Source organism: Alcaligenes phenolicus, from assembly GCF_032063905.1.
GTDB classification, from domain to species: domain Bacteria; phylum Pseudomonadota; class Gammaproteobacteria; order Burkholderiales; family Burkholderiaceae_B; genus Alcaligenes; species Alcaligenes phenolicus.
The window spans coordinates 439245-463311 of record NZ_DAMBOE010000002.1 but is presented as its reverse complement, the minus strand read 5'-3'; the positions used below and the strand labels follow the sequence as shown (position 1 = coordinate 463311).

Annotated in this window: 18 protein-coding genes; 9 read left to right on the top strand and 9 right to left on the bottom strand. The window is 55.1% G+C overall.

What is annotated here, in order from left to right; genetic code table 11:
• Window positions 1-431: 431 nt before the first annotated feature.
• Window positions 432-1511: a dTDP-glucose 4,6-dehydratase gene (gene rfbB, locus U2949_RS05530; RefSeq protein WP_035275490.1), complete on the top strand. Its 1080-nt coding sequence runs from the start codon at window positions 432-434 to the stop codon at window positions 1509-1511.
• Between the two features lie 114 nt (window positions 1512-1625).
• Here the strand turns inward: rfbB and U2949_RS05525 are convergent, their stop codons facing one another.
• Complete coding sequence (locus U2949_RS05525; protein WP_321286577.1) at window positions 1626-2171, bottom strand: hypothetical protein; 546 nt, start codon at window positions 2169-2171, stop codon at window positions 1626-1628.
• Window positions 2172-2223: 52 nt separating this feature from the next.
• Window positions 2224-2724, bottom strand: coding sequence for a hypothetical protein (locus U2949_RS05520; RefSeq protein WP_321286575.1), 501 nt, complete (start codon window positions 2722-2724; stop codon window positions 2224-2226).
• Between the two features lie 760 nt (window positions 2725-3484).
• On the opposite strand from U2949_RS05520, the gene U2949_RS05515 reads away from it, so the two are divergent.
• Window positions 3485-4531 (top strand): porin, encoded by a 1047-nt coding sequence (locus U2949_RS05515; protein ID WP_407654163.1) that lies wholly within the window; start codon window positions 3485-3487, stop codon window positions 4529-4531.
• Window positions 4532-4675: 144 nt separating this feature from the next.
• Here the strand turns inward: U2949_RS05515 and U2949_RS05510 are convergent, their stop codons facing one another.
• The 3 genes from U2949_RS05510 to U2949_RS05500 form a co-directional block, all read right to left on the bottom strand.
• Window positions 4676-6862, bottom strand: a complete 2187-nt coding sequence (locus U2949_RS05510) for a DNA/RNA helicase domain-containing protein (RefSeq protein ID WP_321286573.1) — start codon at window positions 6860-6862, stop codon at window positions 4676-4678.
• Between the two features lie 289 nt (window positions 6863-7151).
• Window positions 7152-7955 carry a 2,5-didehydrogluconate reductase DkgB gene (gene dkgB, locus U2949_RS05505; protein ID WP_321286572.1) on the bottom strand — a complete coding sequence of 268 codons (804 nt, stop codon included), beginning with the start codon at window positions 7953-7955 and terminating at the stop codon, window positions 7152-7154.
• A gap of 150 nt (window positions 7956-8105) precedes the next feature.
• The gene (locus U2949_RS05500; protein ID WP_321286570.1) at window positions 8106-9311 is read right to left on the bottom strand and encodes an MFS transporter; all 1206 of its coding nucleotides are present in this window, start codon (window positions 9309-9311) and stop codon (window positions 8106-8108) included.
• A 104-nt stretch (window positions 9312-9415) separates the two neighbouring features.
• Here U2949_RS05500 and U2949_RS05495 point away from each other — a divergent pair, with 104 nt between their 5' ends.
• The 4 genes from U2949_RS05495 to U2949_RS05480 all read left to right on the top strand — a co-directional run bounded on the left by U2949_RS05495 (window position 9416) and on the right by U2949_RS05480 (window position 12962).
• Window positions 9416-10321: a LysR family transcriptional regulator gene (locus tag U2949_RS05495; RefSeq protein WP_321286567.1), complete on the top strand. Its 906-nt coding sequence runs from the start codon at window positions 9416-9418 to the stop codon at window positions 10319-10321.
• A 315-nt stretch (window positions 10322-10636) separates the two neighbouring features.
• A complete protein-coding gene (gene chrA / locus U2949_RS05490) occupies window positions 10637-11842 on the top strand; it encodes a chromate efflux transporter (protein WP_321286788.1) in 1206 nt (401 codons plus the stop codon).
• A 196-nt stretch (window positions 11843-12038) separates the two neighbouring features.
• Window positions 12039-12560, top strand: coding sequence for a ferritin-like domain-containing protein (locus tag U2949_RS05485; RefSeq protein ID WP_321286565.1), 522 nt, complete (start codon window positions 12039-12041; stop codon window positions 12558-12560).
• Window positions 12561-12677: 117 nt separating this feature from the next.
• A complete protein-coding gene (locus tag U2949_RS05480) occupies window positions 12678-12962 on the top strand; it encodes a hypothetical protein (protein ID WP_321286563.1) in 285 nt (94 codons plus the stop codon).
• Between the two features lie 53 nt (window positions 12963-13015).
• On the opposite strand, the gene U2949_RS05475 is transcribed toward U2949_RS05480, so the two are convergent.
• From U2949_RS05475 to U2949_RS05465, 3 genes are read right to left on the bottom strand one after another with little or no spacing between them, the layout of a single operon-like run.
• Window positions 13016-14491: an efflux transporter outer membrane subunit gene (locus U2949_RS05475; RefSeq protein ID WP_321286561.1), complete on the bottom strand. Its 1476-nt coding sequence runs from the start codon at window positions 14489-14491 to the stop codon at window positions 13016-13018.
• 14 nt (window positions 14492-14505) lie between these two features.
• The gene (locus U2949_RS05470) at window positions 14506-17682 is read right to left on the bottom strand and encodes an efflux RND transporter permease subunit (RefSeq protein ID WP_321286558.1); all 3177 of its coding nucleotides are present in this window, start codon (window positions 17680-17682) and stop codon (window positions 14506-14508) included.
• Complete coding sequence (locus U2949_RS05465) at window positions 17679-18887, bottom strand: efflux RND transporter periplasmic adaptor subunit (RefSeq protein WP_321286556.1); 1209 nt, start codon at window positions 18885-18887, stop codon at window positions 17679-17681. The genes U2949_RS05470 and U2949_RS05465 overlap by 4 nt, the downstream gene beginning before the upstream one ends.
• Before the next feature lie 327 nt (window positions 18888-19214).
• On the opposite strand from U2949_RS05465, the gene U2949_RS05460 reads away from it, so the two are divergent.
• From U2949_RS05460 to U2949_RS05450, 3 genes are all read left to right on the top strand, one after another.
• Window positions 19215-20216: a 2Fe-2S iron-sulfur cluster-binding protein gene (locus tag U2949_RS05460; RefSeq protein ID WP_321286554.1), complete on the top strand. Its 1002-nt coding sequence runs from the start codon at window positions 19215-19217 to the stop codon at window positions 20214-20216.
• Window positions 20217-20416: 200 nt separating this feature from the next.
• Window positions 20417-20893, top strand: coding sequence for a Cu(I)-responsive transcriptional regulator (gene cueR / locus U2949_RS05455; RefSeq protein ID WP_026484939.1), 477 nt, complete (start codon window positions 20417-20419; stop codon window positions 20891-20893).
• Between the two features lie 118 nt (window positions 20894-21011).
• Window positions 21012-21560 carry a GNAT family N-acetyltransferase gene (locus tag U2949_RS05450; protein WP_021447025.1) on the top strand — a complete coding sequence of 183 codons (549 nt, stop codon included), beginning with the start codon at window positions 21012-21014 and terminating at the stop codon, window positions 21558-21560.
• Between the two features lie 158 nt (window positions 21561-21718).
• On the opposite strand, the gene U2949_RS05445 is transcribed toward U2949_RS05450, so the two are convergent.
• Window positions 21719-23971 carry a TonB-dependent receptor gene (locus tag U2949_RS05445; protein ID WP_321286551.1) on the bottom strand — a complete coding sequence of 751 codons (2253 nt, stop codon included), beginning with the start codon at window positions 23969-23971 and terminating at the stop codon, window positions 21719-21721.
• Window positions 23972-24067: the final 96 nt, after the last annotated feature.

Below are 24067 nucleotides of genomic sequence, written 5' to 3'. Positions count from 1 at the left end.
GGAGGCCTATATTTATCAGCCGCGTTAGGCCAAGTGAATGCATGGAAGCTAGCACAGGACACTCTATCTTTTAGAAGACATTGGGATGCTAGCACTTGGCCGTTGAAGTGGGCCGTATCAAAGTGAGGTGAGACAAGAACATTCTATTCAATCCAGTTATTTATTACCGGTCAGTATGTCGTCATGAAATATGGCAACAATGTCAGGCGTCTGTATTAGCTGGCGACAATATTTATCAGCCCCTGACCGCTGTGCTGCTTGGCAGCATACACTGCCCCCTCTCCACCTGCTTCTCGATATTATATAGTAAGTAACCCCTTGTACACCGCACTCTGGACAGTTAAATCTGTAGCGTTTGAGCTTGCTTACAGGGGGCATTGGCGCGTCCCAGTCATGGTGCTTGTAACAGTTTTTTATATAATTTTTTGCCGATGCGTACCTCTTTCAAGATACTCGTTACAGGCGGGGCCGGCTTTATCGGTTCTGCTGTAATACGCCACCTAATTCAAGACACAGCTCATAGTGTTCTTAATCTGGACAAGCTCACCTATGCCGGGAATCTGCGTTCTCTGGCTGAGGTCTGTCATCATCCACGGTATCAGTTTGTTCATCAAGATATCTGTGATACTGCGGCTGTCATGCAGGTCTTGTTTCGATTCAAACCCGACGTCCTCTTGCACCTGGCCGCGGAAAGTCACGTTGACCGGTCGATTGATGACCCCATCCAATTTGTTTATACCAATATCATAGGAACCTTCTCTTTGCTGGAGGCAGCCAGAGCTTATTGGGGGCAGCTAGATAGCCGACAGCAAAGTCAATTCCGGTTTCATCATGTTTCTACCGATGAGGTCTACGGAGATCTCAAGCAGGGAGATGCCCCTTTTTCCGAGTCTACAGCTTACGCACCAAGTTCTCCCTATTCTGCCAGCAAGGCGAGCTCAGATCATTTGGTTCGCTCCTGGCATCGTACTTACGGTTTACCAGTTGTCATCAGTAATAGTTCCAATAATTATGGCCCTTACCAGTTTCCCGAAAAGCTGATTCCACATATTATCTTGAGCGCACTCAAGGGCCAGGCTTTGCCTGTGTATGGGCAGGGTGATCAGATCCGCGATTGGTTGTATGTAGAAGATCATGCCCGAGCTTTAGTGCAGGTTTTTAGCCAGGGACATGTGGGTGAAACTTACAATATTGGCGGTCTGAGCGAAAAGCAGAATATTGAGGTTGTTCGCAGCGTCTGTACGATACTGGAAGAGCTTGTGCCAAATAAGCCTGAAGGGGTTAGGAACTACGTCGACCTTATTCGGCTTGTTTCGGATAGGCCCGGCCATGACCGGCGTTATGCGGTAAATACCAACAAGATTGTTCAAGAGCTTGGGTGGGCTCCGACTAGAAACTTCGAGGTCTGTTTGCGCAAGACCGTGCAATGGTATTTAGATCATTCCGATTGGTGGGAGGAGATCTTGGGCGGCGACTATGCGCTTGCTCGCATAGCTCCCGGCCAGCTTTAGCGACTGATGTATTCAGACGCGGGATGCAAGTGGTTCTGCCGTTGTGCCAAACCACTTAAATCAATCATTGATCGCGCTTGCTTCATTGACTGATCCGGCTGTGGGTTTGACTGCCTAAGTCGGCTTCACCAGATACCCCCTCATCCCCAAAAGCCGTGCAGGTTGTTTGGACGTCAAGTCTGACAACTTGTCATAAATATCAATAAGCGGCGTGCCCTTACTTAGTTCCAGCTCATACAAGGCGATTTTCTCCGCCTGGTATTTGGCATCAGCCATCATGAAATAGGCGGTGCTTTCTTCCGTGACCGGCTCCCGTGTATTTGAGTAGTACATCGGTCCACCTTTTAACCAGTCGGTGATATCAACCATGATTTCGTGCAGGGCTAGTCTTTTGGGCCCTCCTTCATACACGATATCTTTCAGAAAAGCGCCAAATTCCCTTTCGTCCATTTTGCTGACGGTGTCGCGCATTGCAAAGCTGCCATGCTTAAGCTCGGTGACCTGAGCTTGTTGTTGAGCTGCGGATGAGATTGTTACTCGTGTCGAGGCTGATTCAAGAGCGGCTTGGAAGCTGGTCGTAGTAGTGCTTGCGTTGGGCGGCTGTTGATTGACGTTTGTGCCAACCAAAGCAAATTTGGGAGTTGATGAGTTGATAAGCATGGGTCACATCCAGAAGTGGGGGCCCTAGTGAGTTTATGGAGCCCCGAGAAGATCAGGGGTACGAGTAGTACACGGTCACTGTTGTGGGGACATAGATGGGTGGTCGTCCGCTACCCCAGCTTCTGACATCAAAAATGACGTAGAAAGGTTTGCTGGCATCGAGGTCATTAAAAACTCGAGTGGTCAGATCTTTGCCAAGAAAACTGACGCAGTTTGTAGTGCTGTTCCAGCAGAGTTTGTTGTTGGCCGAGATGGTGTTGACTTGAGTTCCCGACATGCCAACTTCGACACGGGTAATTCGAGAGCCGGGAGGGATGTTGTGGCCGAATCTGATTGGGTCGTAGGTTTCCTGATAGGAGCTTAGTCTGTTCAGTTGGAATGTTTGTGTGCCCATCCAGTAGGAGCTGGCGGCGTATGTTGGGGCGATAAAGAGCAGGTTTTGCAGCAATAAAAAAATCAATGATGCTATAGAGATTCTATTTTTCACGCCATTTCCTTGCTTTTGATTAAGAGTAATTTTTAGTTTATTCGTTTGTTTTTTATTCAAAATCAAGGATTGGTATGTGAAACAGATTTAATTCATTGGTTTCTTTTTTTATTGTTTTTTATTAGTATGCTAATAATTAAATATTAATATATTTTAATTCTATTTTTAATTATTAATTGTCATTTATTTTTAATTTCTGTTGTTTTTAAAAAATATGACTTTTGGATTTAGCAAAATTTTTTCCCGCTTCTGACCTTAGAGGGTCAAGTAGGCAAGAAGAGAACGCCCGTCTTTAGGTAAGAGACATCAGCATTCTCCTGTAGGCATCAGGCCACTCTTCGACTGGGGGTTTAGGCGGCAAGTTGTGCTAGTTTGAGTCCGGTCTTGGCACGCTCAATCCTTGTTCGCATGCCGAATCTTTGGAAGATTTTGTAGTCTAGGCGTTACGTTAGGGAATACCTCTACAACCGGCCTGAGGCTCAACTTCTCGATCTATCTTTCCCAAGCGTTTGCGCATCTACGCCTATGTCTATTGCGCTCTCTTTGGCTATGTAGAAAGTTCTCAATAGCAACAAATTCAGGCAAAAAAGGCGGTAGTGCCAGGACAAGGTGTGTGCTTCTTAAAGCAGGCCCAGGAATAACCGTTATCACCCGCATCTTTCCAAACCACTTGTAAGTGACAGTAAAAATTAAAAGCCCCTAGAAAAATTGGGGTTGTTCGCTTTGCCTGTTTGTACTGCCGAAGTGGATGACACCCAGTCAGGGCTCCCCCTTAGAAAAAGGGAAGGGGGATCACCACAATACTGAAAACGATAACGGAGACACAATGGTTCTAAAGATGCCAATATTGGCAGGCGGGCTGCTGGCCGCTTTGCTGGGAATAGGGTCAACTGCCCACGCGCAATCCAATGTACAGCTGTACGGTCTGGTTGATGCCTGGGCAGGCATACATAAGCCTGTAGGAGGCAACAAGCGGGAAGGGACGGTAGGCGGGGGAGGGATGACAACCTCTTACTGGGGCTTGAAAGGCCAGGAAGATTTGTCCAACGGTGTTCGTGCCGTGTTTGCCATGGAAGGGTTCTTCCGGCCAGAGACAGGTCAGGCGGGGCGGTTCAATGGCGATCCCATGTTTTCTCGTAGTGCTTATGTGGGTTTGCAAAGTGATGATGCAGGCACTTTGACGCTGGGGCGGCTGACTACGCCTTATTTCGTCTCCACCATCTTGTTTAACCCGTTTGGCGATTCCTACACGTTCTCCCCGTCGGTGTTCCACACGTATCTGGGGATGGAAGGCCAAGGCGTGCTGGGCGATTCAGGCTGGAGCAATGCGGTCAAGTACACCACGCCCGACTTCAATGGTCTGACCGCAAACTTGATTTACGGGTTCAGTAACGAGCCTAACAAGTCTGGGTCCAATAAATGGGGTGGTAATGCGCTGTATTTCAATGGTGCTTTCTCGGCGACATTGGCCTATCAGCAGATCAAGTTCGACAATCAGGCCGATGATCTGGAAAACATTATTGTGGGCTTTCGTCATCAGCGGGCAAGCCAGTTAGGCATGGCTTACGACTTTGACTTTGCCAAGGTTTTTGCTCAGTTTCAGTACGTGAAGAACACCATTACTAGCGGCGACATCACAATTAAGGGCGGGCAGTTTGGTGTGTCTGTCCCCATGGGCGGCGGCAAGGTGCTGGCTTCGTATGGTCATACTCGTAGCAGCGGGGCCAGTGAGGTCAAGCGCAACAGTTGGGCCTTGGGTTACGACTACGAGCTTTCCAAGCGCACGGATGTTTATGCCGCGTATTACAGCGACAAACTGACTGGTTTGTCGCGTGGCGATACGTTTGGTGTGGGTATACGCACACGCTTCTAAACGGTTCACTGTAGTAGAAGGCAAGCAGGCGACATGCCCGTAGACGTGTCGTCTGCTGTTTTTTGCTTAATCTTCCCTTCGGTTATATCTCCATCCTGAGCTTGCGTAGCGCAATGCCTGTGTTCGGCAAAACACAGGCATTGTTCAGCTCAAAATCCTTATAAATTCGCCCACGACTCGATAGCGATAGTCGGCGTCTTCATGGATTTCAATCGCTTCAAACGTAAGTTGGGTAGAGCGGGGTTTCAATAAAATCTTTTTATGCTCCCAGCCCTCTGCCGTCTGGGTTTTGATGCTTTCATATTCTTTGACGGTGAATCTTGAGCCATCGTCGCTATCTTGAGCTGACAAACACTCCACCAGAACAATCTTGCCATTTCGGCTGCCGCCTGGATCCTGGCGGAAAAGGCAGAGCGAGCCACTAGGGATGATCTTGTTCATGGATTCGCCCACGACCCGGCACGCGAACATGTCCTGCTTCGCCTCCATCCCTTTGGGCAGGCCTATCCATTCCTTGTCTTCTACGTGTTGCAATTCACTGAAGCTGCCAGCTGCGGCTTGCAGGTCATAGAAGGGAACGGCATTGACCCAGGGCACCAACGTAGGTGCAGGCAAGAGCTCTTGGGCTGGGGGAGCTTGGTAGCTGGGGATATGTTGCTTGAGATAGGCCCGCAGTGCCGGGTCGCAGGCATAGACGTAAGTGCCTTTGATGCCCCGAAGCATGATGGTTTTGTAGATATTGAGGATGTACTGCTTCAGTTTTGCTGTGCTTTTTATGGTTTGCTTGCCGTTTCGATCCAGATAGTTTTTTTCGTTGATCGTGATCTGATTCGTATCGGCGTCGTAGCCAATCTCTGTTCCGAAAATGATGCCGGTGTAGTTCAGGTCGTATCCTTGGGTGGTGTGGATACAACCAACCTCATCTTCTGCTCCCGTCGTGTTAATCCAGTCCGTATTGGTTCGATTCCAACGCAGTTTTACATTGTCTATTTCAATGTCATAAAGCGTAGAGTCTTTTTTTGAATGCCATGGCCAGGCATATCCGGCTACCAAGCGGGCCAAGCCGTAAGTCTGGTTTTTCTGCTCAATAACTTGAACCAGATCTGCGATGTTTTCAAAGAGCAGAAAGTCATATTTTTTAGAGCGGTATTGCTCTTGCTTTGCAAGGTGGACATTCAAAAGCTTGTCGATGAAGTCGACATAGTCCTGGCCTGCTTGGACACGAAACTGAGAAGTCAGTGTCATGACTTTAGAGTCGGGCGATTGCTTGATCTTTTGAAAGTCTGACGCGTTGGCGTCCGATGGTTTGATGGACTGATCGGGGTCGTAGAAAAAAATGGCCTTTTTAGCCTGTTGCGTCACCCAATCCACTTCGCTGCAGCTTTCTTTATCCAAACCCAAGTCGGTGCAGACCTTGTCGAATATTCCGTAGTAGGATCCCAGGTTGACTCGTTTGCGGAGTCGATGGGACTCGTCCACCAACACGATATCGTAGGTCTCCCGAGCCAGTTGTGACGGACTGATCACCATGTCAGGGCGCAGACCAGTCACATTCTTGAACGCCCGCTTCAAGGTGGCGCGGAATGAAGCCATAGGCACTACCAAGGCCATTCGAGGGGCAGGGAAACGTTGTTTTAGCTGGCAGAGCAGTTCACGTAGCTCGTTTTCCTCTTCGGAAAACTCCTGAAGATTCAGTTCCGCTTCATCGGTATGGATCAGCTTGAACAGGAAAATAGCGAGAACAGACTTTCCGGTGCCTGCCCCGCCTTGAACGACCAGATGGCGCAGATTGCCATTGAGCAGAGCGCGCATCATTTCCACCAGGCTTTGACGCTGGTCGAAAGATAGCGCTTTGTATGGGGAATATTTAAAAATGTCGGAGTTATCAATCGACTCTAACGAATGCCTGGCGATACCTTGGCCACGGAGTTTGTCCCACGTCTCACGAAAGATCTGCGTGTAGACCTCATCTCTTTGGTAATAGTTGTGATCGGACAGGCCCAAATTGCCATTGAGCAATTCGAAGCAACCATCCGCTGCCATGTATTTGATCAACGCTGATTCAATATCTAGCGTAGCGGACTTGTTAAAGCGTGAGCTGCTGATCAAATGGGCAGTAGTGAGCATTTTCTTATGCTCATGCTGCAGATGCGTATTCAGACGGGTCAGCGCACTGCTTGTTTCACCCACATAAGCTCGGCGTTTGGCTCCGTCACTGAGGATATAAACCAAAGGCCAGTTACCGACGGCATAAGCGTTATTTCTTATGTCCGCTAAAGCCGCCGGTGAGAACGAATATTGGTTTATTTCTACAAGATGTGGCTGACTCATGGCTCTGGAGTAATGATCTCTATTTTTTGGTAGGTTTTGCTCAGTTATTGTCCGTTTGGCATGGCTTGTAAATCATAGCCTATTGGGTTGAAGAGGCCTCGTATCTGTTTGTCTTGACTCAGGCAGGGGCTGCCCGCAAAGTCTTGGCGAGAACTGTGGTGTGTTTTCTGAGGGACGAAAAAGAAAATGCCCCAAAAAGGGGCATGTTTCTAGCGTTCCGTGCAGATATTTTTCGAGCTAGGTTTGGTTTGCTTTTTTCAGCGAGTCTAGCCGCTCACTGGTGTTGGCCTCAATCCCAAACCGGCGCCAACCCTTCCGGATCAACCAAACGCTCCCCGCGATCCAGCTCCGCAATCTTCTGCAAATCCTCCGCATCCAGCTTCAGCTCGCCAGCCTTCAGGTTGCTTTCCAGATTCGCCCGTTTGGTCGACGAAGGAATCACCGAAAACCCTTGATGTATCGCCCAGGCCAGTGCCACTTGGGCCGCAGTCGCTCCATGTTTAGCTGCAATCTCCTGCAATACCGAGTCCTGCACCGCTTTGCCGTAAGCCAAGGTCATGTAGGACGTCAGGTGCACGCCTTTCTCCCGAGCAAAGGCAGCCAGGTTGGCGTTTTGCAGGTAGGGGCTGATTTCTACCTGGTTGGTGGCGATGTTTTCTGCACCAATTGCGTTGATGGCTTCGTCCAGCAGGGCGATGTTGAAGTTGGACACGCCAATCTGGCGGGTCAGGCCTTGTTCGCGTGCTTGTAGCAAGGTTTGGAGCGACTCTTTTAAAGGCACAGCGCCTTGTGGTGAAGGCCAGTGGATCAAGGTCAGGTCTACGTGGTCAGTGCGCAGCTTTTCCAGGCTGGCTTCCAGGCTAGGGATCAGCTTGTCCGCAGACAGCTTGTCGACCCAGATCTTGGTGGTGATGAACAGTTGGTCCCGGGGCACTCCGGATTCGGCAATGGCTTGGCCAACTTCAGCTTCGTTTTCGTAGATCTGGGCGGTATCGACGGCGCGGTAGCCAACGTCCAGGGCGGTGCGTACTGAATCAATGGCAGCTTGTTCTTTCAGGCGGAAGGTGCCGACGCCGATTTGTGGGATAGACATAGTGTTAACTCCATTTGAGTAAATCTGTACGGGTGTCAAGATCACCCGTTGATGAGTATTGGGGAACGTGTCCAGTGCTGATTGCGGGGGCGTTTTTGCTGCTTTGGTTCAGCTGTAGTGTTGGGCTGTTGCGATGTTAATGCTTGATGCTTAGCAAGCTGCCAAGGGCCTTGCCTTCACTTCCAGTTGATCTTCTTGATCTCGCTGATCCAGTTTGCCTGCCCAGACGGTCAGGCCCAGGGCCAGCAGGACGACGATGGCACCGATCCAGGCGGTGTGAATCAGGCCGACGTTGGCGACGATCAGGCCCCCCCCCCAGGCTCCGATTGCAATTCCGATATTGAAGGCGGCGATGTTCAGGCCGGAGGCCACATCGACTGCTTCAGGAGCAAAGCGTTGGGCCTGGTTAACAACATAAATCTGCAGGCCGGGGACGTTGCCAAATGCCACGCCACCCCAGGCCAGTACGGTTGCCAGCATCAACCAAGGGTTGTGGGCGGTAAAGGTCAGGGCCAGCAGGACGATAGCCAGCAGCAGGAAAATCTGTTTCAGGGCGGGGATGGGGCCGCGTTGATCGGCCAGCTTGCCACCCCACAGATTACCGATGGCAACCGATACCCCGTATGCCAGCATGACCCCGCCCACGGCGTGAATGGAAAAGCCCGTAATCTGTTCCAGCATGGGTGCCAGAAAGGTGAAGGCAATGAAAGAGCCGCCGTAGCCCACTGCTGTCATTGCGTACACCAGCAACAGTCGTGGTTGGGCGAAGACGCGGATTTGTTGACGCAGCGTGGCCGGTTTGCTGTGTACTACGTTCTTGGGCACAAAGAGCAGGCTACCCAGGAAGGCGATCACACCCAGGGCCGCGACGGCCAGGAAGGTGGTGCGCCAGCCGAATTGCTGGCCGATAAAGGTGCCCAGCGGTACGCACGTCACCAGGGCAACGGTCAGGCCGGTGAACATGATGGCAATGGCGCTGGCGGCTTTTTCTTTGGGGACCAGGCTGGCAGCAATGGTGGAGCCAATGGAAAAGAACACGCCATGAGCCAGGCCGGTCAGAATACGGGCCACGATCAGGGATTCATAACCTGGTGCTTGCCAGGCCACCAGATTGCCGATGGTGAACAGGGCCATCAAACCCAGCATCAAGGCTTTGCGGGGGACCTTGCCGGTCAGGGCGGTCAGGACGGGGGCACCTACGGCGACGCCCAGGGCGTACAAGCTGACCAGCAGCCCGGCAGAGGGCAGGCTCACGGCCAGGTCTGCCGCGATGGTGGGGAGAAGGCCAACGATCACGAACTCTGTCGTTCCGATGGCAAAAGCACTGATGGTCAGCGCCAGTAGAGCGAGAGGCATGATGGCATCCTTGCGTGGAGCATTGCAGAAGATGCCATTGTGTTCTTGATGATTTAGTCAAAAAAGCCCATATTGGTCGAAATACATTTGATTTAAAGTCAACAATGAAAACAACTCTGGATGAAATGCAGGCATTTATTGCCGTGGTGGATGCCGGTGCCATCACGCGGGCGGGCGAGCATCTGGGGCTGACGGTGTCGGCTGTTAGCCGCACATTGAACAGGCTGGAGGAGAAGCTCAACACCACCTTGCTACGGCGTACCACGCGGCGCTTGGAGCTGACCGAGGAGGGGGCGGTTTTTCTGGAGCGGGCCCGATCCATTGTGGCCCATGTGGAGGAGGCGGAGGAGGATCTGGCCATACGCCGGCAGCAGCCAGTGGGGCGCTTGCGGGTGGATGCTGCCTCGCCTTTTATTCTGCATTGCGTGGTGCCGATCGTGCGCGGCTATATGGAGCGCTATCCGCAGGTCAGCCTGGAGCTGACCAGTAATGAAGGGTGGATTGATCTGCTGGAACATCGCACGGATGTGGCTATTCGGATTGGTCGGCTCAAGGACTCTACCTTGCATGCGCGACCTATTGGCAACACGCGTCTGCGCGTGATGGCTTCACCTGCTTATCTGGAAAAGCACGGTCATCCGCGTGACTTGGCCGACCTGGATAATCATGTTTTGCTGGGCTTTACCCAGCCGCTATCCCTGAATGAATGGCCCTTGCCTGCGCTGGATGGGATGCCGGTGCATATCAAGCCAAGTATTGCCGCTTCCAGTGGGGAAACCTTGCGGCAATTGGCGCTGGATGGCGTGGGGATTGTGTCGTTGTCGGACTTCATGACGCACCGGGATCGCGAGGCAGGACGTTTGGTGCAGTTGTTCCCGAAACGCACGCTGGAGATGTGTCAGCCTATCAATGCGGTGTACTACCGCAATACGGCTTTATCGGCGCGGATTTCCACGTTTGTAAGCTATCTGAGCGAGTGCTGGGAGGCAGGGCTGGGTGGGTCGAAATAGCGCGTGATGAGGACGGTTCTGACGTTCTACATCACAGTATTCATATGTTGCGAGGCTAAGGTGCCTGTAGCGTGGATATCGGGCTGTAAGCAGGAAAAAAATCAGCAGTAAAAACAGGTGGTGCAGATGACGTGTGCCGGATGTTGATCAAGGGGGGAACAGGCAGCAATGAATAATTCGAACGAACCTGTGAAGGCACAGGCACAGGCACAGGCACAGGCACAGGCACAGAAACAGAAACAGACACAGACGCGGCTGCATGAGCAGACACAGGCGTCGGCACAGACACTCGCATCAGCATCAGCACCGCCAGAAATGCAGGCGCAGGCGGCGGATAGGCCAGGCAGTCCGCTGGAGGTCTTTTGGGCCTTCCTTAAACTCGGGCTGACTTCGTTTGGCGGGCCTATCGCGCACCTGGGCTATTTCCGTACCGAGTTCGTGGAACGCCGTCGTTGGTTGGATGACCGCAGCTACTCCGACCTGGTGGCCTTATGCCAGTTCTTGCCGGGGCCAGCAAGCAGTCAGGTCGGGATGGCGCTGGGTTTGGGGCGTGCCGGGTGGATGGGTTTGCTGGCTGCCTGGACAGGCTTTACCTTGCCTTCGGCCATTGCGTTGATTCTGTTTGCTTTAGGCTTGGCGGGGCAGTCGGGGATCGCGGAGTCGTCGTGGGTGCATGGCCTCAAAATTGTGGCGGTGGCCATTGTTGCGCAGGCAGTGCTGGGGATGGCTCGGTCCTTATGTCCTGACCGGTCCCGTTCCGCGCTGGCGATTGTGGCTGCTTTATTGAGTCTGGCTTTGCCTTCAGCCTTTGGGCAGGTGCTGGCCATTGCGGTGACTGGTCTGATTGCGTGGTGGAAGCTGGATTTTGCTCAAGCTGGGGCGGCTCAGGCGCATTCGTATCCGGTGTCTGGCAAGGTGGGCATGGGGGCTTTGTTGATTTTTGCGGGGCTCTTGGTGGCTCTACCTTTGTGGGCAGCGGCTACGGGCTCATCGACCGTTCAATTGCTGGAAGGGGTGTACCGCTCCGGGGCGCTGGTCTTTGGTGGGGGTCATGTCGTGTTGCCGCTGTTGCAGGCCTCTGTCGTACCGACAGGAATGGTCAGCAATGCGGATTTGATGGTGGGTTATGGAGCGGCGCAAGCAGTGCCGGGGCCCCTGTTTACCTTCGCGGCTTATATCGGGGCGATGGCGCAATGGCCTTTGCAAGGCTGGCTGGGGGGCATGGCGCTGTTGGCACTGATTTTTATCCCGGCGTTCTTGATTCTGATTGGCGTCTTGCCTTTTTGGGAAGGGCTGCGACATCGGACTGGCGTGCGCACGGCGATGGCAGGGATTAATGCAGGGGTGGTCGGTATCCTGGGGGCCGCCCTGTATGACCCGGTGTGGACCAGTGCCATTCATGACAAGGCGGATTTCGGCTTGGTCTTGCTCTTGTTTGGCTTGTTGACGGTGGGGCGTGTGCCGCCGGCGTTGGTTGTACTTTTGGCGGGGCTGGGCGCCTTTCTAATGTCGATTATTTAAGTATTTTGCTTGCTGTGCGTGATTGCCTGGCTTCAATTTTTCGGTCCGGGATGTATGGGGGCTGATTCACGAGGAAGTAGGTAGCTGTTTGGTGTTTCTCAAGGTGTGCGCGGGGCGCTGGCACCTTGGGAACGCCATATGCTGGGTATCAGTTGCTTGTCGCAGTTGCGGCAAGGCAAACCGACAGGAGAATGTCATGGATACCAATAAAACACGCGCGGACAAACACTTGATGGACTGGCTTCGAGACGCGCATGCCATGGAAGAACAGGCTGAGACGATGCTCAACAGCATGCTCTCGCGGGTGGAGAACTACCCGGAGTTGCATCAGCGTATTCAGCAACATATCAAGGAAACTCAGACACAGCAGGGGCTGGTGCGCGAATGCATAGAGCGGCGCGGTGGAGATACGTCCTTGCTCAAAGACCTGGGCGGGAAAGTTATGGCAGCGTTTCAGGGCTTTTCCGGGATCTTTGCCTCTGATGAGGTGGTGAAAGGCACGATGTTCAGCTTTGCCTTCGAAAACCTGGAAATTGCGGCTTACAGTCAGCTCAAGGAGGCCGCTGATTTTGTGGGTGACACGGAGACGGCGATGGTGTGCCATCAAATCCTGGAGCAAGAGCGCGCGATGGCTCGTTGGCTGGAAGAGCATTCACCGGAGTTGATACGGATCTTTCTGGCTCGTGCCAATGAAGGTCACAGTCAGGCCAAGCCTTAGTCCCAGCCTGTTCATGGCCTCGCCCGACAGGCTAGTAGCTTGGAGGCGAGCACCAAGGCCGCCAGGCACACTGTTTGCTGGAGCCTGTCTGCGAAACCTGATCTATGGAGAGTCCACATGAGTCCCATACGCAAAGGCAACACCGAACGTTCGAATCAAGCTAAAGCACTGGAGCCCAGCAGCGAATCCCAAGTGGATATTGCCGGGCGGGTGCAGGAAGACTTGAAGGAGGTGAATGAACGCCGCAAAGACAAGGAGCGAAGGCGGCCGGTAGACCATAAAGCCACGCAGTTTGATGGTTCTCCGAATCCGGAACCCGACAAGAGTCCGTATTTGTTCAAGCCACATGACGATACGCCCGCCATCTTGCCCAAGCGCCGCGGTCCGAAGAACCCGGACTAGGACGGGGGCAGGTGGCCTGTTAGGAATAGCCCGTGATTAGGCCGCCTACATATTTAGGTGGTTTTATCGGCTGCAGAAGTATGCTCCTTCCACCCACCCCCTAAAGCCTTGTACAGATCAATCAGATTACTCAGTCGTGCCAGGCGCGTTCTGACCAGTGTTTGCTGGCTGCTGTACAGGCTGCGATGTGCATCCAGAACGCTCAAGTAGTCGACCAGGCCTTCCTGAAAGCGTTGCTCGGCCAGGGTTTGAGCCTCAAGGCTGGCTGTGACCGCCAGCTTCTCGGATTGGATCTGCTGGTCTAGCAGACTTCTGTTTGCCAGCCCGTCCGCGACTTCCCGGAAAGCGACCTGAATGGTTTTTTCATACTGGGCGATTTCTATCCGTTTGCGCACATGGGCGACATCCAGATTTGCCAGTAGGGCACCGCCCCTGAAAATGGGCAGATTAATGCTGGGAAAAAAGCTCCAGGCGCGTGTACCGGAGTCGAACAGACCTTCCAGTGAAGCGCTGGCGGTTCCGATGGACCCAGTCAGGCTGATGGTAGGAAGAAAAGCAGCTCGTGCTGCACCAATATGGGCGTTGGCGCCTCGAAGGGTTTGCTCGGCTGCCCGAATGTCGGGTCGGCGTACCAGCAGGTCGGAGGGCAGGCCGCCAGGTAGATCCGCCACAAGGATCTGATCGGGCAGCGTAACTGCCTCATCCAGTTGTCTGGATAGATCGGCGCTGAGTGCTTGTCCCAACAGCAGGACCAGAGCGTTGCGATCCAGGGCTGCCTGGCGGCTATAGGCGCCATAGCTGGATTCTGCCTGTCGCAGGGCGACTTCCGCCCGGCGCAGGTCCAGTTGGGTGGCATGGCCCAGCTCCTTTAACTGGCGGCTTAGTTCGTAGGAGCGCTGTTGTGTTGCCAGCGTGTCGCTGCTCAGGCGTAGCAGCTCCTGGTCGGCCCGTAGCGTCAGATAGGTATTGGCCAGCTCGGCGATCAGGCTGGTTTGGGCCGCTATGCGAGTTTCATCCAGGGCCAGATAGTTGGCCAGTGCCTGTTCGTTCAGGCTGCGGATGCGGCCCCATAGATCCAGCTCCCAGGCTGTGCTGACACCGCCCACCTCGTAGCGACGATTAAGCTGGCTGGTGCCAGTTGGATTTAGGTCGGCGGGAAGTCGCTCGGAGGCACCGCTGGCGGCCGCCCCCAGCTCTGGTAGCAGTTTGGCGCGCTGAATGCGATACAGCGCCTGTGCCGCTTCGACATTTAATGCCGCGGTACGAAAGTCGCGGTTGTTTTCCAGTGAAATTTCTATCAGTTGCTGTAGCAGCGGGTCGCTGAAGAAGTCGCGCCAGCCTATTTCTGCAGCGATGACTGCAGCAGAGCTAGCCTCTTCCGTAGTAAGGGGGGAAGCGGGATACGTAGCGTCGATAGGGGCGGCCGGCCGCTCGTACTTGGGAGCCAGCGTACAGCCTGTCAGTATCAATGCCAGGGCAAAGGGGCTGAGGCGTCGAACGCGGGGCAGAGAGGGGAAAATCATGTTCATGCTTGTCCTTGGCTTCATGCGTGTTGCTGGTCGTGGCTGTCAGGGGCCCGGCGGTGCTGGCGGCGTAATGCCAGTTTGCGTACCAGCACATAGAACACAGGGGTCAGCAGCAGGCCGAACAGGGTGACGCCCAACATGCCGGCGAACACGGCCACCCCCATGGCGTGGCGCATTTCTGCACCTGCTCCACTGGCCAACATCAAGGGCACCACACCGGCGATAAAGGCCAGGGAGGTCATCAAGATGGGGCGCAGTCGTAGCCGGGCGGCCTCCAGGACGGCCGTCAATGGGTCAGCTCCCGCCTCTTCCTGCGTGCGGGCAAACTCCACAATCAGAATGGCGTTTTTGGCGGCCAGCCCGACCAGTACTACAAAACCAATTTGCGTGAAAATGTTGTTGTCGTCACCGGATAGCCAGACACCGCCTATGGCCGAGAGCAGGGCCATGGGGGCGATCAGCAAGACGGCAAAGGGCAGGGACCAGCTGTTGTATTGCGCGGCCAGAATCAGGAAGGCCAGCAGGACGGCCAGAGGGAATATGTACAGGGCAGAGTTGCCGGCCTGCTTTTCCTGATAGACCAGGTCTGTCCATTCGTAGACCATGCCTTCGGGCAGGGTTTCCCTAAGGATTTTTTCGATAGCATCCGTAGCCTGCCCGGATGAGTAGCCAGGGGCAGGGCCGCCACTGATGTCGGCGGAGGGAAAGCCGTTGTAGCGGATCACCCGGTCGGGGCCGGAGCCTTCGGTCAGGGTGACAAAGGCGTTCAAGGGAATCATGTCGCCTTTATTACTGCGTACTTTCAGCAGACCAATGTCCTGAGCCTGGGCGCGGAATGGCGCGTCAGCCTGTGCCATGACGCGGTAAGTGCGCCCGAAGCGGTTGAAGTCGTTGACATACAGCGATCCCAGGTTGATCTGCAAGGTCTCGAATACGTCTGTCATGGATACGCCCAGAGTCTTGGCTTTGACCCGGTCAATCTCCACGTCCAACTGGGGGGCATTCGTCTGAAAACTGGCCAGCATATTGGCCAGCTCCGGGGCCTGCATGGCTTTGGCCATGATTTGCCCTTGTGCCTGCACCAGAGCTTCGAAGCCCAAACCATCTCTGTCTTCAATTTGCAGTTTGAAGCCGCCCATGGCGCCTAGTCCGGGGACAGGTGGCGGTGGGAAAATCCCTAAAAATCCGTCAGGGATCTGGCTGAACTTGCCCATCAGCTTGCCGGCGATGGCGTTGGCAGAAAGCGAGGGGTCCTGGCGCTCGTCAAAGGGCTTGAGCATGGCGAACATCAGGGCGGAGTTGGGGACATTGACCGGCCCGTTGACGGACAGGCCCGGAAACGCGACCACACTCTCCACGCCCGGCTCGGCCAGGGCAATGTCCGACATTTGCTTGACCACCGCTTCCGTGCGGTCCAGCGAGGCCCCGCTAGGAAGTTGTGCGATGCCCACCAGAAAGTACTTGTCCTGAGCGGGTACAAAGCCGTTGGGTACTTGATGAAAACCCAGCCAGGTCAGACCCACAAAGCCGGCATACAACACCAGAACAATCGCACTGCCACGGACTGCACGGCGCACTGTCCCTACGTAAGAGCTGGCAGCGCGGTCAAAGAAACGGTTAAAGAGGCGGAAGAATCCGCCGAACAGGGCATCAATCAGCCGTGTCAGCCAGTCTGGACGTGCCTTGTTGTTATGAGGTTTGAGCAGAATGGCGGCCAGCGCGGGTGACAGGGTTAAGGAGTTGATGGCCGACAAAATGGTGGAAATCACGATCGTCAGGGCGAACTGTCGATAAAACTCGCCTTGCAGTCCGGATAGAAACGCGGAGGGGATAAAGACCGCTGCCAAAACGGATGTGATGGCAATAATCGGGCCGGTTACTTCATCCATGGCTTTGAAGGCTGCTTGCTTAGGCGACTCGCCCAGCGCCATGTGCCGTTCCACGTTCTCTACCACCACAATGGCATCGTCAACCACGATGCCGATGGACAAGACCAGCCCGAACAGCGAGAGCGTGTTCAGGGAGAAACCAAAGATATGCATCAAGGCGAAGGTGCCTACCAGGGACACCGGCACGGCGACCAGCGGGATGATGGAAGCACGCCAGGTTTGCAGAAACAGGACAACCACAATCACGACCAGCAAGACGGCTTCCAGCAAGGTGATGGCTACGGATTGCAAGGAGGCTCGAACGAAGACTGTCGGGTCATAGGCGATGCGGTATTCAATGTCTTGCGGAAAACCGCCTTGCAGTTCCTGCATCTTGGCGCGTACCGCATTGGAGACATCAATGGCATTGGCACCTGGGCTTTGAATGATTTGCAGGGCAGGGGCGGATTCGCCATTGAGCAAACTGCGCAGTGTGTAGCCATCGGCACCCAAAGAGACTCGGGCCACATCGCGCAGGCGGGTAACTTGCCCGTCCTCGCCCGTCTTGACCACAATCTCACCAAACTGTTCTTCTGTGGACAGACGCCCCAAGGTATTGACGGTGACTTGAAAGGCCGAGTCCGCATTGGGCTGTTGCCCCACCGAACCGGCAGCGACCTGCACGTTCTGCTCGCGCAAGGCCGCCACGATGTCGCTGGCTGTCAGCCCACGTGTTGCCACGCTGGACGGGTCCAGCCAGATGCGCATGGAGTATTCCCCGGCGCCCCAGACCAGCACGTCGCCCACCCCTGGAAGGCGGGCCAGCTGGTCACGCACCTGCCGAATGGCAAAGTTGGACAGATACAGCGAGTCGTAGCGCTTTTCCGGGGAGACCAGATGGACCACCATCAGGACGTCAGGCGAGGTTTTCTGGGTGATGACACCGATGCGTTGAACTTCCTCGGGCAGACGAGGCAGAGCGCGGGAAACCCGGTTCTGTACCTGAATCTGCGCCATGTCGGCATCCGTTCCCTGTTTGAAGGCAATGGTCAGAACCATCTGGCCGTCGGTCGCCATTTGGGAGTTCATGTACAGCATGTTCTCCACGCCGTTGATGGCTTGCTCCAGCGGCGCGGCCACCGTGTCGGCAATGACCTCGGGATTGGCACCTGGATACTTGGCCGTTACCTGCACGGTAGGGGGCGTGACCGCCGGATATTCGCTGAGCGGCAATTGCCAGAAGGCCATGGCGCCGGCGATCAGCATCAGCAAGGACAGCACGATGGCAAAGATGGGCCGGGCGATGAAAAAGTGGGGAAACTTCATGGCTGGGCCTCCGCGGGGCGTGCCGTTTCATTGCCTGCCTGCATGGGAACCAGGCGAGGAGCGATGCTCATGCCGGGGCGTACCAAGCCTTTGATGATGACTTTTTCACCTGCTTGCAGACCGCTTTTAATGACACGTAAACCATCAACCATCGGACCAGGTTCGACCACGCGGTATTGGGCTTGATTGTTCTGGTCTACAACCAGCACATATCTTTTCCCTTGATCAGTACCCAAGGCTTGGTCGTCAATCAAGATAGCGGCTTGTTCTGCCCCCGTAGCCAGTCTGATGCGCGCAAACAGGCCGGGGGCCAGCATGCCGTCGGGATTGGGAATGACTGCGCGCGCCCGTACGGTCCCGGTGCTGCGATCAATCTGGTTTCCCACAAAGTCCAATGTCCCTTGATACGGAAAGCCCTGATCTGTTGCCAGTCCAACGGAAACGGGTGGCCCGGAGGTTTTGTCACCCTTTTCGGGGCGGGTCTGGCGGATGGCTTTCAGGTAGGTGGCTTCGTCTATGTCGAAGTACGCATACAAAGGGTCTGTGGAGACGATGGTGGTCAACAGGCTGGCCTGGTCAGTGGCGCCGCCTTTGACCAGATTGCCTGCCGTGACCAGAACCCGGTCTACTCGACCCGAGATGGGCGAGCGGATATGGGTGTAGGACAGGTTAAGCTGAGCGGCGGCGACCGCCGCTTTGGCTACTTGGACCTGGGCTTGCTGGGCGTTGCGTATGGCCAGTGCATCATCGTATTGCTTGCGGGAAACGGCGCCGGTCTCGACCAGTTTCTGCACCCGGTTCAGATCATCTTGCGCTTGTTTGGCCAGGACCTCGGACTGACGTAATTGCGCTGTGGCTGTATCCAGAGCCACTTGAAAGGGGCGCGGGTCTATATGAAACAAAGGCTCCCCTTTACGTACCAGGCTGCCTTCCGGGACGCTGACCGCTTCGACCGCTCCGCTTACGCGCGAACGTAGTTCTACGGATTGAGGGGCGGCAAGAAATCCGGTGAAATCCGTAGAGGGAAGAATGCTGCGCTCCAGAACTTGAGCAACAGGCACGCTTGGGCCTGCGGGCGCACTGGCGGCTTCTGGTGGCGGTTCTGCCGCCTTGTCTTTATGATCGGAACTATCGCGGGCAGCGTAGGCGGTTCCGACGGCGGCGATGGCGCTTGCCGCTAAAGCAAATTTGAATGTTCGACGCATGGCTGTATCCCTTTCTTGCAGCAGGGCTTCGGCCCTTCCGAAGCGTCTGTGCAAAGTTGTTAGCCAAGGCTAGGCATTACAACGATTGGAAGGTCAAGGTTTGCTTGCACACCTTGTTGAAGGGGTTGACTCTCCAATCGTTGGAAGCTTTAGCTTGTTCACAAGGCATTGAGAAATAAGCCTTTTGTGTCGTTAAACAGCAACTTTGTGTGGAGTCGCCATGTCAAATACAAGAATGAGACAGCCAGATCCCTATTGGTCAACAAGAACCGGGCGGGAGCTGATAGCAGTGTGTGGCCCGTGGGGCGATACGTGATGGGGGGAGCAATGAGCAGCAAAACAATTCTTATCCGTCAGACGGGTCAGCGGATCGCCGTTCAGGAGGGGCAAAATATTTTGCAGGCTGCCTTGCAAAGCGGCTTGGCCTATCCGCATGGCTGTCGTCTGGGGCGTTGTGGGGGCTGTAAAACCCGGCTGGTTGATGGGCAAATTGACTGGCTGGAACACTCCCGCTTTGCCCTGACCGAGGAGCAACAGGCCCGCGGTCTGATTCTGGCCTGTAGGGCGATCCCCTTAAGTGATGTGACCGTAGACTGGATTGGCACGGATGATGTGAGGGGGCTAGCCCCGTCGCGTAGCGTGACCGGCACAGTGTCCGACTTGCGAGAACTGACGCACGATGTGCGCCTTGTGCGTATCCGTCTGGATGAGCCTGAGCCCCTGATGTTTTTTGCCGGTCAGTACGCGGATATCAAATTCGGGCAGGCACCCGTGCGCAGTTACTCCATGGCCAACCGCCCTGGTGCACCTGAGCTGGAGTTTCACATACGCCGTGTTCCCCGTGGAGTGACGTCTTCGTATGTTCACACCGTGCTTCAGCCGGGCGAGAAGGTCAGCCTGGAAGTGCCCCGTGGCTCCTCCTATCTGCGCGAGGGGCATGGCGGCCCTATCTTGTGCATTGCGGGAGGCACCGGCCTGGCCCCTATCAAATCGATTGTTGAAACGGCGTTGGCCTGTGGCATGAGCCAGCCCATTCATGTGTATTTTGGAGCGCGCGAACTGCGGGATTTATATGCTATTGATGACTTCCGGGCGCTGGAGCGCCAATACCCCAATCTGGCTTTTACTCCTGTCATCTCCGGGATACCGGCCACTCACTATCGCCGGGGGCTTGTCACCGATATCGTTGGCCACGATCAGCCTGATTTAAGCGGCTGGAAGGTTTATGTGGCCGGCTCTCCATCCATGGTGGATGCCACGATGGGCATGGTGCTCAAGCGCGGTTTGAAAGTGCAGGATTTGCATGTGGATGTATTTTTTACGCCATAGCGTTCTGGGGCCGGAAGCTTGGGTCACGCGCGCATACTTGACCTTCCTACCGTGGGAATCTTCACACTGTGTGTTGTCAGTGCTGGCAACACAGGCCTTGGCAGGCAGAAAAGACTGATGGGGCTTTGGACAAGGCCTGTCACCTTTTGCCATCACTGACACCCGACTTTTGAGTCCTTTCATTGAGTAAGGGGAGCAAGATGAATATTGGTGAAGCCTCCAAGGTATCCAAAGTGTCGGCCAAAATGATTCGTTATTACGAGCAGATTGGCCTTATCCCGGAAACCGAGCGCACTGCTGCGGGTTACCGGACGTATAGCCGAAAAGATGTGGAGCGCTTGCGCTTTATAAGACGTGCTCGCGATCTGGGATTTTCCATGGTAGCCATTGGTGATTTGCTGAGCCTGTGGCACGACCCGTCGCGTCAGAGTGCAGATGTAAAGCGGGTCGCGCAACAGCACCTGACTGAGCTGAGCAGCCGCATTAAAAACATGCAGGAAATGGCCTTGGCACTGGAAGCATCCATTGGTTGTTGTCCGGGTGATGAACAGCCTGACTGCTCGATTTTAAGTACGCTGGCGCAGGCAGAGGATCGTGATCTACAGCCTGATTTGCGAGCTGCTGCGGTCTTGCGCCGTCCTGTTCGCCGAGGCATTCAGAGCGATGTACGCCTATAATCGGGCGCGTTCACACAGGGGGCAAGTTTCATGCAGGACTTGGCGAGGCGAGTCCCCTGTTTGAGCGTTGAGGCGGATTCAATCCTCTGCAAACCCGAAATACATCACCTTGATTACCATGCCCTCTTTACCTCCAGGCTTGACGCTGCGCCCTTTGAAGGAAACCGAACTGAACCTGTTGTGGTCTATAGACCGCAGCGAACGGATTGACGGTTTGTACGAGCTGCGCGATGGCGTCCTGCACAAGCAAGCGGCTGATATTGATTTGCGGGGTTGGCCGGAAGGTGACCCGGAGAAATATCACCCGGAACATGAGGACGCTTTTCATCGAGGCTCCTGGTTCATGGGCGTATTCAAGGGGGATAGCCTGTTGGCCGCCGTCGGCCTGGATAGCCTTCCCTTGGGACCACAGGGGGAGTGGCGTCAGTTGTTCTTTCTGCACGTCAGCCAGTCCTTGCGCGGGCAGGGGATGGGCGTATGGCTGCTGGATCAGGCCAAGAAGCAGGCCGTGAAGTGGGGCGCGAAGGCGGTCTATGCCTCGGCCACGCCTTCGGTGAATACGGTGGATTTTTATATGGCTCACGGCTTTGAAATCGCGCCAGAGCCAGACCCGCGTTTATTTGAGCTGGACCCGGAAGATATTCACCTGTTGTGCTTCGTGGCTTAAGAAATTGCTCAGTTGTACGCCAGTCAGCTAACTGGTGAGTCGACCGCTGGTGAGCTCACCTGAAAATACCGATGGCAGCATCTGCTTGTCATCAAACAAGGGCCTTGTCACACCACTCAGCAGCAACAAGGCCCTGTCATCAAATTCAGCTCTTCAGCTTAGAAATCCATCGTTGCTGACAACATGAAAGTCCGTGGTGCGCCCACACCCAGGCTGGTGAAGTGCGGCTTGGCCCAGTAAGCCTTGTTCGCTACGTTATTCACCGTTGCCCGCAAGGTCAGCGGACGGCCGGAGATTTTGGTGCGATAGCGTGCGCCCAGATCAAACACGGTATGGCCGGGGATGGACAGGGAGTTGTCCGCGCTCAGGTATTGCTTGGATGAGGTGGTGGCGTTGGCCATCACGGTCAGACCTTGCAAGTTGGGTACATCCCATTCCACGCCCAGCTTGGCTTGCCACTTGGGCAGGCCCGTGGCCTGGCGGCCCTCTTCAGCCGGGTTGGCGGCTTTGGTGATTTCCGGGTCGGAGTAAGCCACGCCACCCATCAAGCGCAGGCCTTCGAGGGGGGAGCCGAAAAAGCCCCATTCAATGCCTCGGTTGCGCTGCTCGCCACCAAAGGAGAATACATTGGTGAATGGGTCGGTATAGCTGCTGGGGCGTTTGATTTCGTACAAGGCCAGGGTGTGGGCAAAGTCACCCAGATCCAGCTTCAGGCCCACTTCCTTCTGCTTGGTTTTGAAGGGGGCAAAAACCTGACCTGCATTGGCGGCGGTGTTGGGAGCAATCGCGCCTTGGGACAAGCCTTCGATGTAGTTGGCGTAGACCGAGACTTGATCAGTGGCTTTGACCAGGAAGGCGACGGCCGGAGTGGTTGCGCTTTCCTTGTAGCGCTCGCCTGTGCGCTGGCCGGTGCTGCCGTTAAAGCTTTCGTTGATCACTTGTTGACGGCGTGCGCCCAGTGTCACTTGTACGCGGTCCTCGGCAAAGGACAGGGTGTCAGCAAAACCGATGCTCTTCAAGCGAGTCTTAGTGGTGCTGATCAGCGGGATATTGTTCGGCAAGGAAGGCTCTGGACCCCAGACGGGATCGTAGATATTGGTTTCCCATGCGGTGGGCAGCAGGTTGCGGAAGCCGCTCAGGTCGTAGTCTTCGTTGTACTGCGTGGCGTTGATCGCGAATTGATGGCTGACCGGGCCGGTTTGCAGCTTGCCCATCAGACCCACTTCAGCGGTTTTGCGCCGCATTTCATCGGCCACGCCGCTGAAGTTGATCTTGAAGTCGCCTGCGTTATTGATCACCTGACCAGCGCCCATATTGGATCTGAATTTGGTGCGGCTGATACCGGCGGCGGCATAGGCAGTGAATTGATCGTTCAGATCGAACTCGCCCCGGATCATGGCGCCTTTGTCGGTGGTGTCATAAAACGCCCAGGGCGGGTTCCATGACACATCGGGTTTGGGTGGTTTGGGCAGTTCTACACCGGGGTCCAACGTCAGGCCACGTGTCAGCCCGTAGGCACGGTCTTTGCTGTGAAACAGGTCGGCAGACAGACGTACACGTTCGCCACGCCAGTCCAGACCCAGAGAGGTCTGGGTAATTTTCTTGTCCTGGTCTTTGACGGCAATTTCGCCATCCCGGTAGGCCGTGTTCAGGCGTATACCGAACTGCTTGTCCTCGCCAAAGCGACGGCCCAGATCCACGTGGCCGCCAAAGTGCGAGTCGGACATATAGCTGCCTGTGACGCGAAACAGGGGATCGTCGCCCGCGCGTTTGGTGACCAGGTTTACCGCACCGCCTGCCGAGCCTTTGGGTGGCATGCCGTTCAGCAGGGCGGAGGGACCTTTCAGCACTTCGACGCGCTCGTAGGCTTCAGGCGAGTTGCGGTAGTAGCCACCCATCCCGGCCAGGCCGTTGACGGTGACATCACCCACATCGGAGCGGAAGCCGCGGATGGAGTAGCTCTCGTTGCTCTCGCCCGCAATGCCGCTCATGAACACGCTGGGATCGGTTTTGGCGATCACTTCGCTGATGTCACGCGCCTGCTGATCGGCTATGTATTGCTCGGTGTAGCTGATGGTGTTGAAGGGCGTTTCCATGAAGTCTTTGGTGCCCAGCAAACCGACGCGTCCGCCGGTAGCGACTTGTCCGCCTGCATAGCTCTCGACAATCTTGTCGCGCTGACCTTTGACGGTAACGGACGGCAAGGAGACGACTTCATCGGCCTGGGCAGCCGTACTGTTCTGTGCCTGTGCTGGCGAGGCCATCAAGGCCAGCGCGCTGGCTCCCAAACCCAGTAGTAGCGCCATTTGTACGGCACTGAAGGTGCGATTCAGGGCAAAGCCGGAGCGGCTGGAACTGCCGATTTTACGTATCGAGGGCGCAAACGTCCCATTGTGGCGTGGTGTGTACATGCCAGTTTCCTTTATGTAGCGGGGTGTGTTTCTTTGCTTTTATTAAGGCAAATAGAAATTGGATTGAGTCGCATTACTGTCTATTTGCCCGTGTAA

Coding starts and splice junctions, on each gene's coding strand:
- rfbB (WP_035275490.1), top strand. CDS start 432: ATGCGTACCTCTTTCAAGATACTCGTTACAGGCGGGGCCGGCTTTATC.
- U2949_RS05525 (WP_321286577.1), bottom strand. CDS start 2,171: ATGCTTATCAACTCATCAACTCCCAAATTTGCTTTGGTTGGCACAAAC.
- U2949_RS05515 (WP_407654163.1), top strand. CDS start 3,485: ATGGTTCTAAAGATGCCAATATTGGCAGGCGGGCTGCTGGCCGCTTTG.
- U2949_RS05510 (WP_321286573.1), bottom strand. CDS start 6,862: ATGAGTCAGCCACATCTTGTAGAAATAAACCAATATTCGTTCTCACCG.
- dkgB (WP_321286572.1), bottom strand. CDS start 7,955: ATGTCTATCCCACAAATCGGCGTCGGCACCTTCCGCCTGAAAGAACAA.
- U2949_RS05500 (WP_321286570.1), bottom strand. CDS start 9,311: ATGCCTCTCGCTCTACTGGCGCTGACCATCAGTGCTTTTGCCATCGGA.
- U2949_RS05495 (WP_321286567.1), top strand. CDS start 9,416: ATGAAAACAACTCTGGATGAAATGCAGGCATTTATTGCCGTGGTGGAT.
- chrA (WP_321286788.1), top strand. CDS start 10,637: ATGCAGGCGCAGGCGGCGGATAGGCCAGGCAGTCCGCTGGAGGTCTTT.
- U2949_RS05485 (WP_321286565.1), top strand. CDS start 12,039: ATGGATACCAATAAAACACGCGCGGACAAACACTTGATGGACTGGCTT.
- U2949_RS05480 (WP_321286563.1), top strand. CDS start 12,678: ATGAGTCCCATACGCAAAGGCAACACCGAACGTTCGAATCAAGCTAAA.
- U2949_RS05475 (WP_321286561.1), bottom strand. CDS start 14,491: ATGAACATGATTTTCCCCTCTCTGCCCCGCGTTCGACGCCTCAGCCCC.
- U2949_RS05470 (WP_321286558.1), bottom strand. CDS start 17,682: ATGAAGTTTCCCCACTTTTTCATCGCCCGGCCCATCTTTGCCATCGTG.
- U2949_RS05465 (WP_321286556.1), bottom strand. CDS start 18,887: ATGCGTCGAACATTCAAATTTGCTTTAGCGGCAAGCGCCATCGCCGCC.
- U2949_RS05460 (WP_321286554.1), top strand. CDS start 19,215: ATGAGCAGCAAAACAATTCTTATCCGTCAGACGGGTCAGCGGATCGCC.
- cueR (WP_026484939.1), top strand. CDS start 20,417: ATGAATATTGGTGAAGCCTCCAAGGTATCCAAAGTGTCGGCCAAAATG.
- U2949_RS05450 (WP_021447025.1), top strand. CDS start 21,012: ATGCCCTCTTTACCTCCAGGCTTGACGCTGCGCCCTTTGAAGGAAACC.
- U2949_RS05445 (WP_321286551.1), bottom strand. CDS start 23,971: ATGTACACACCACGCCACAATGGGACGTTTGCGCCCTCGATACGTAAA.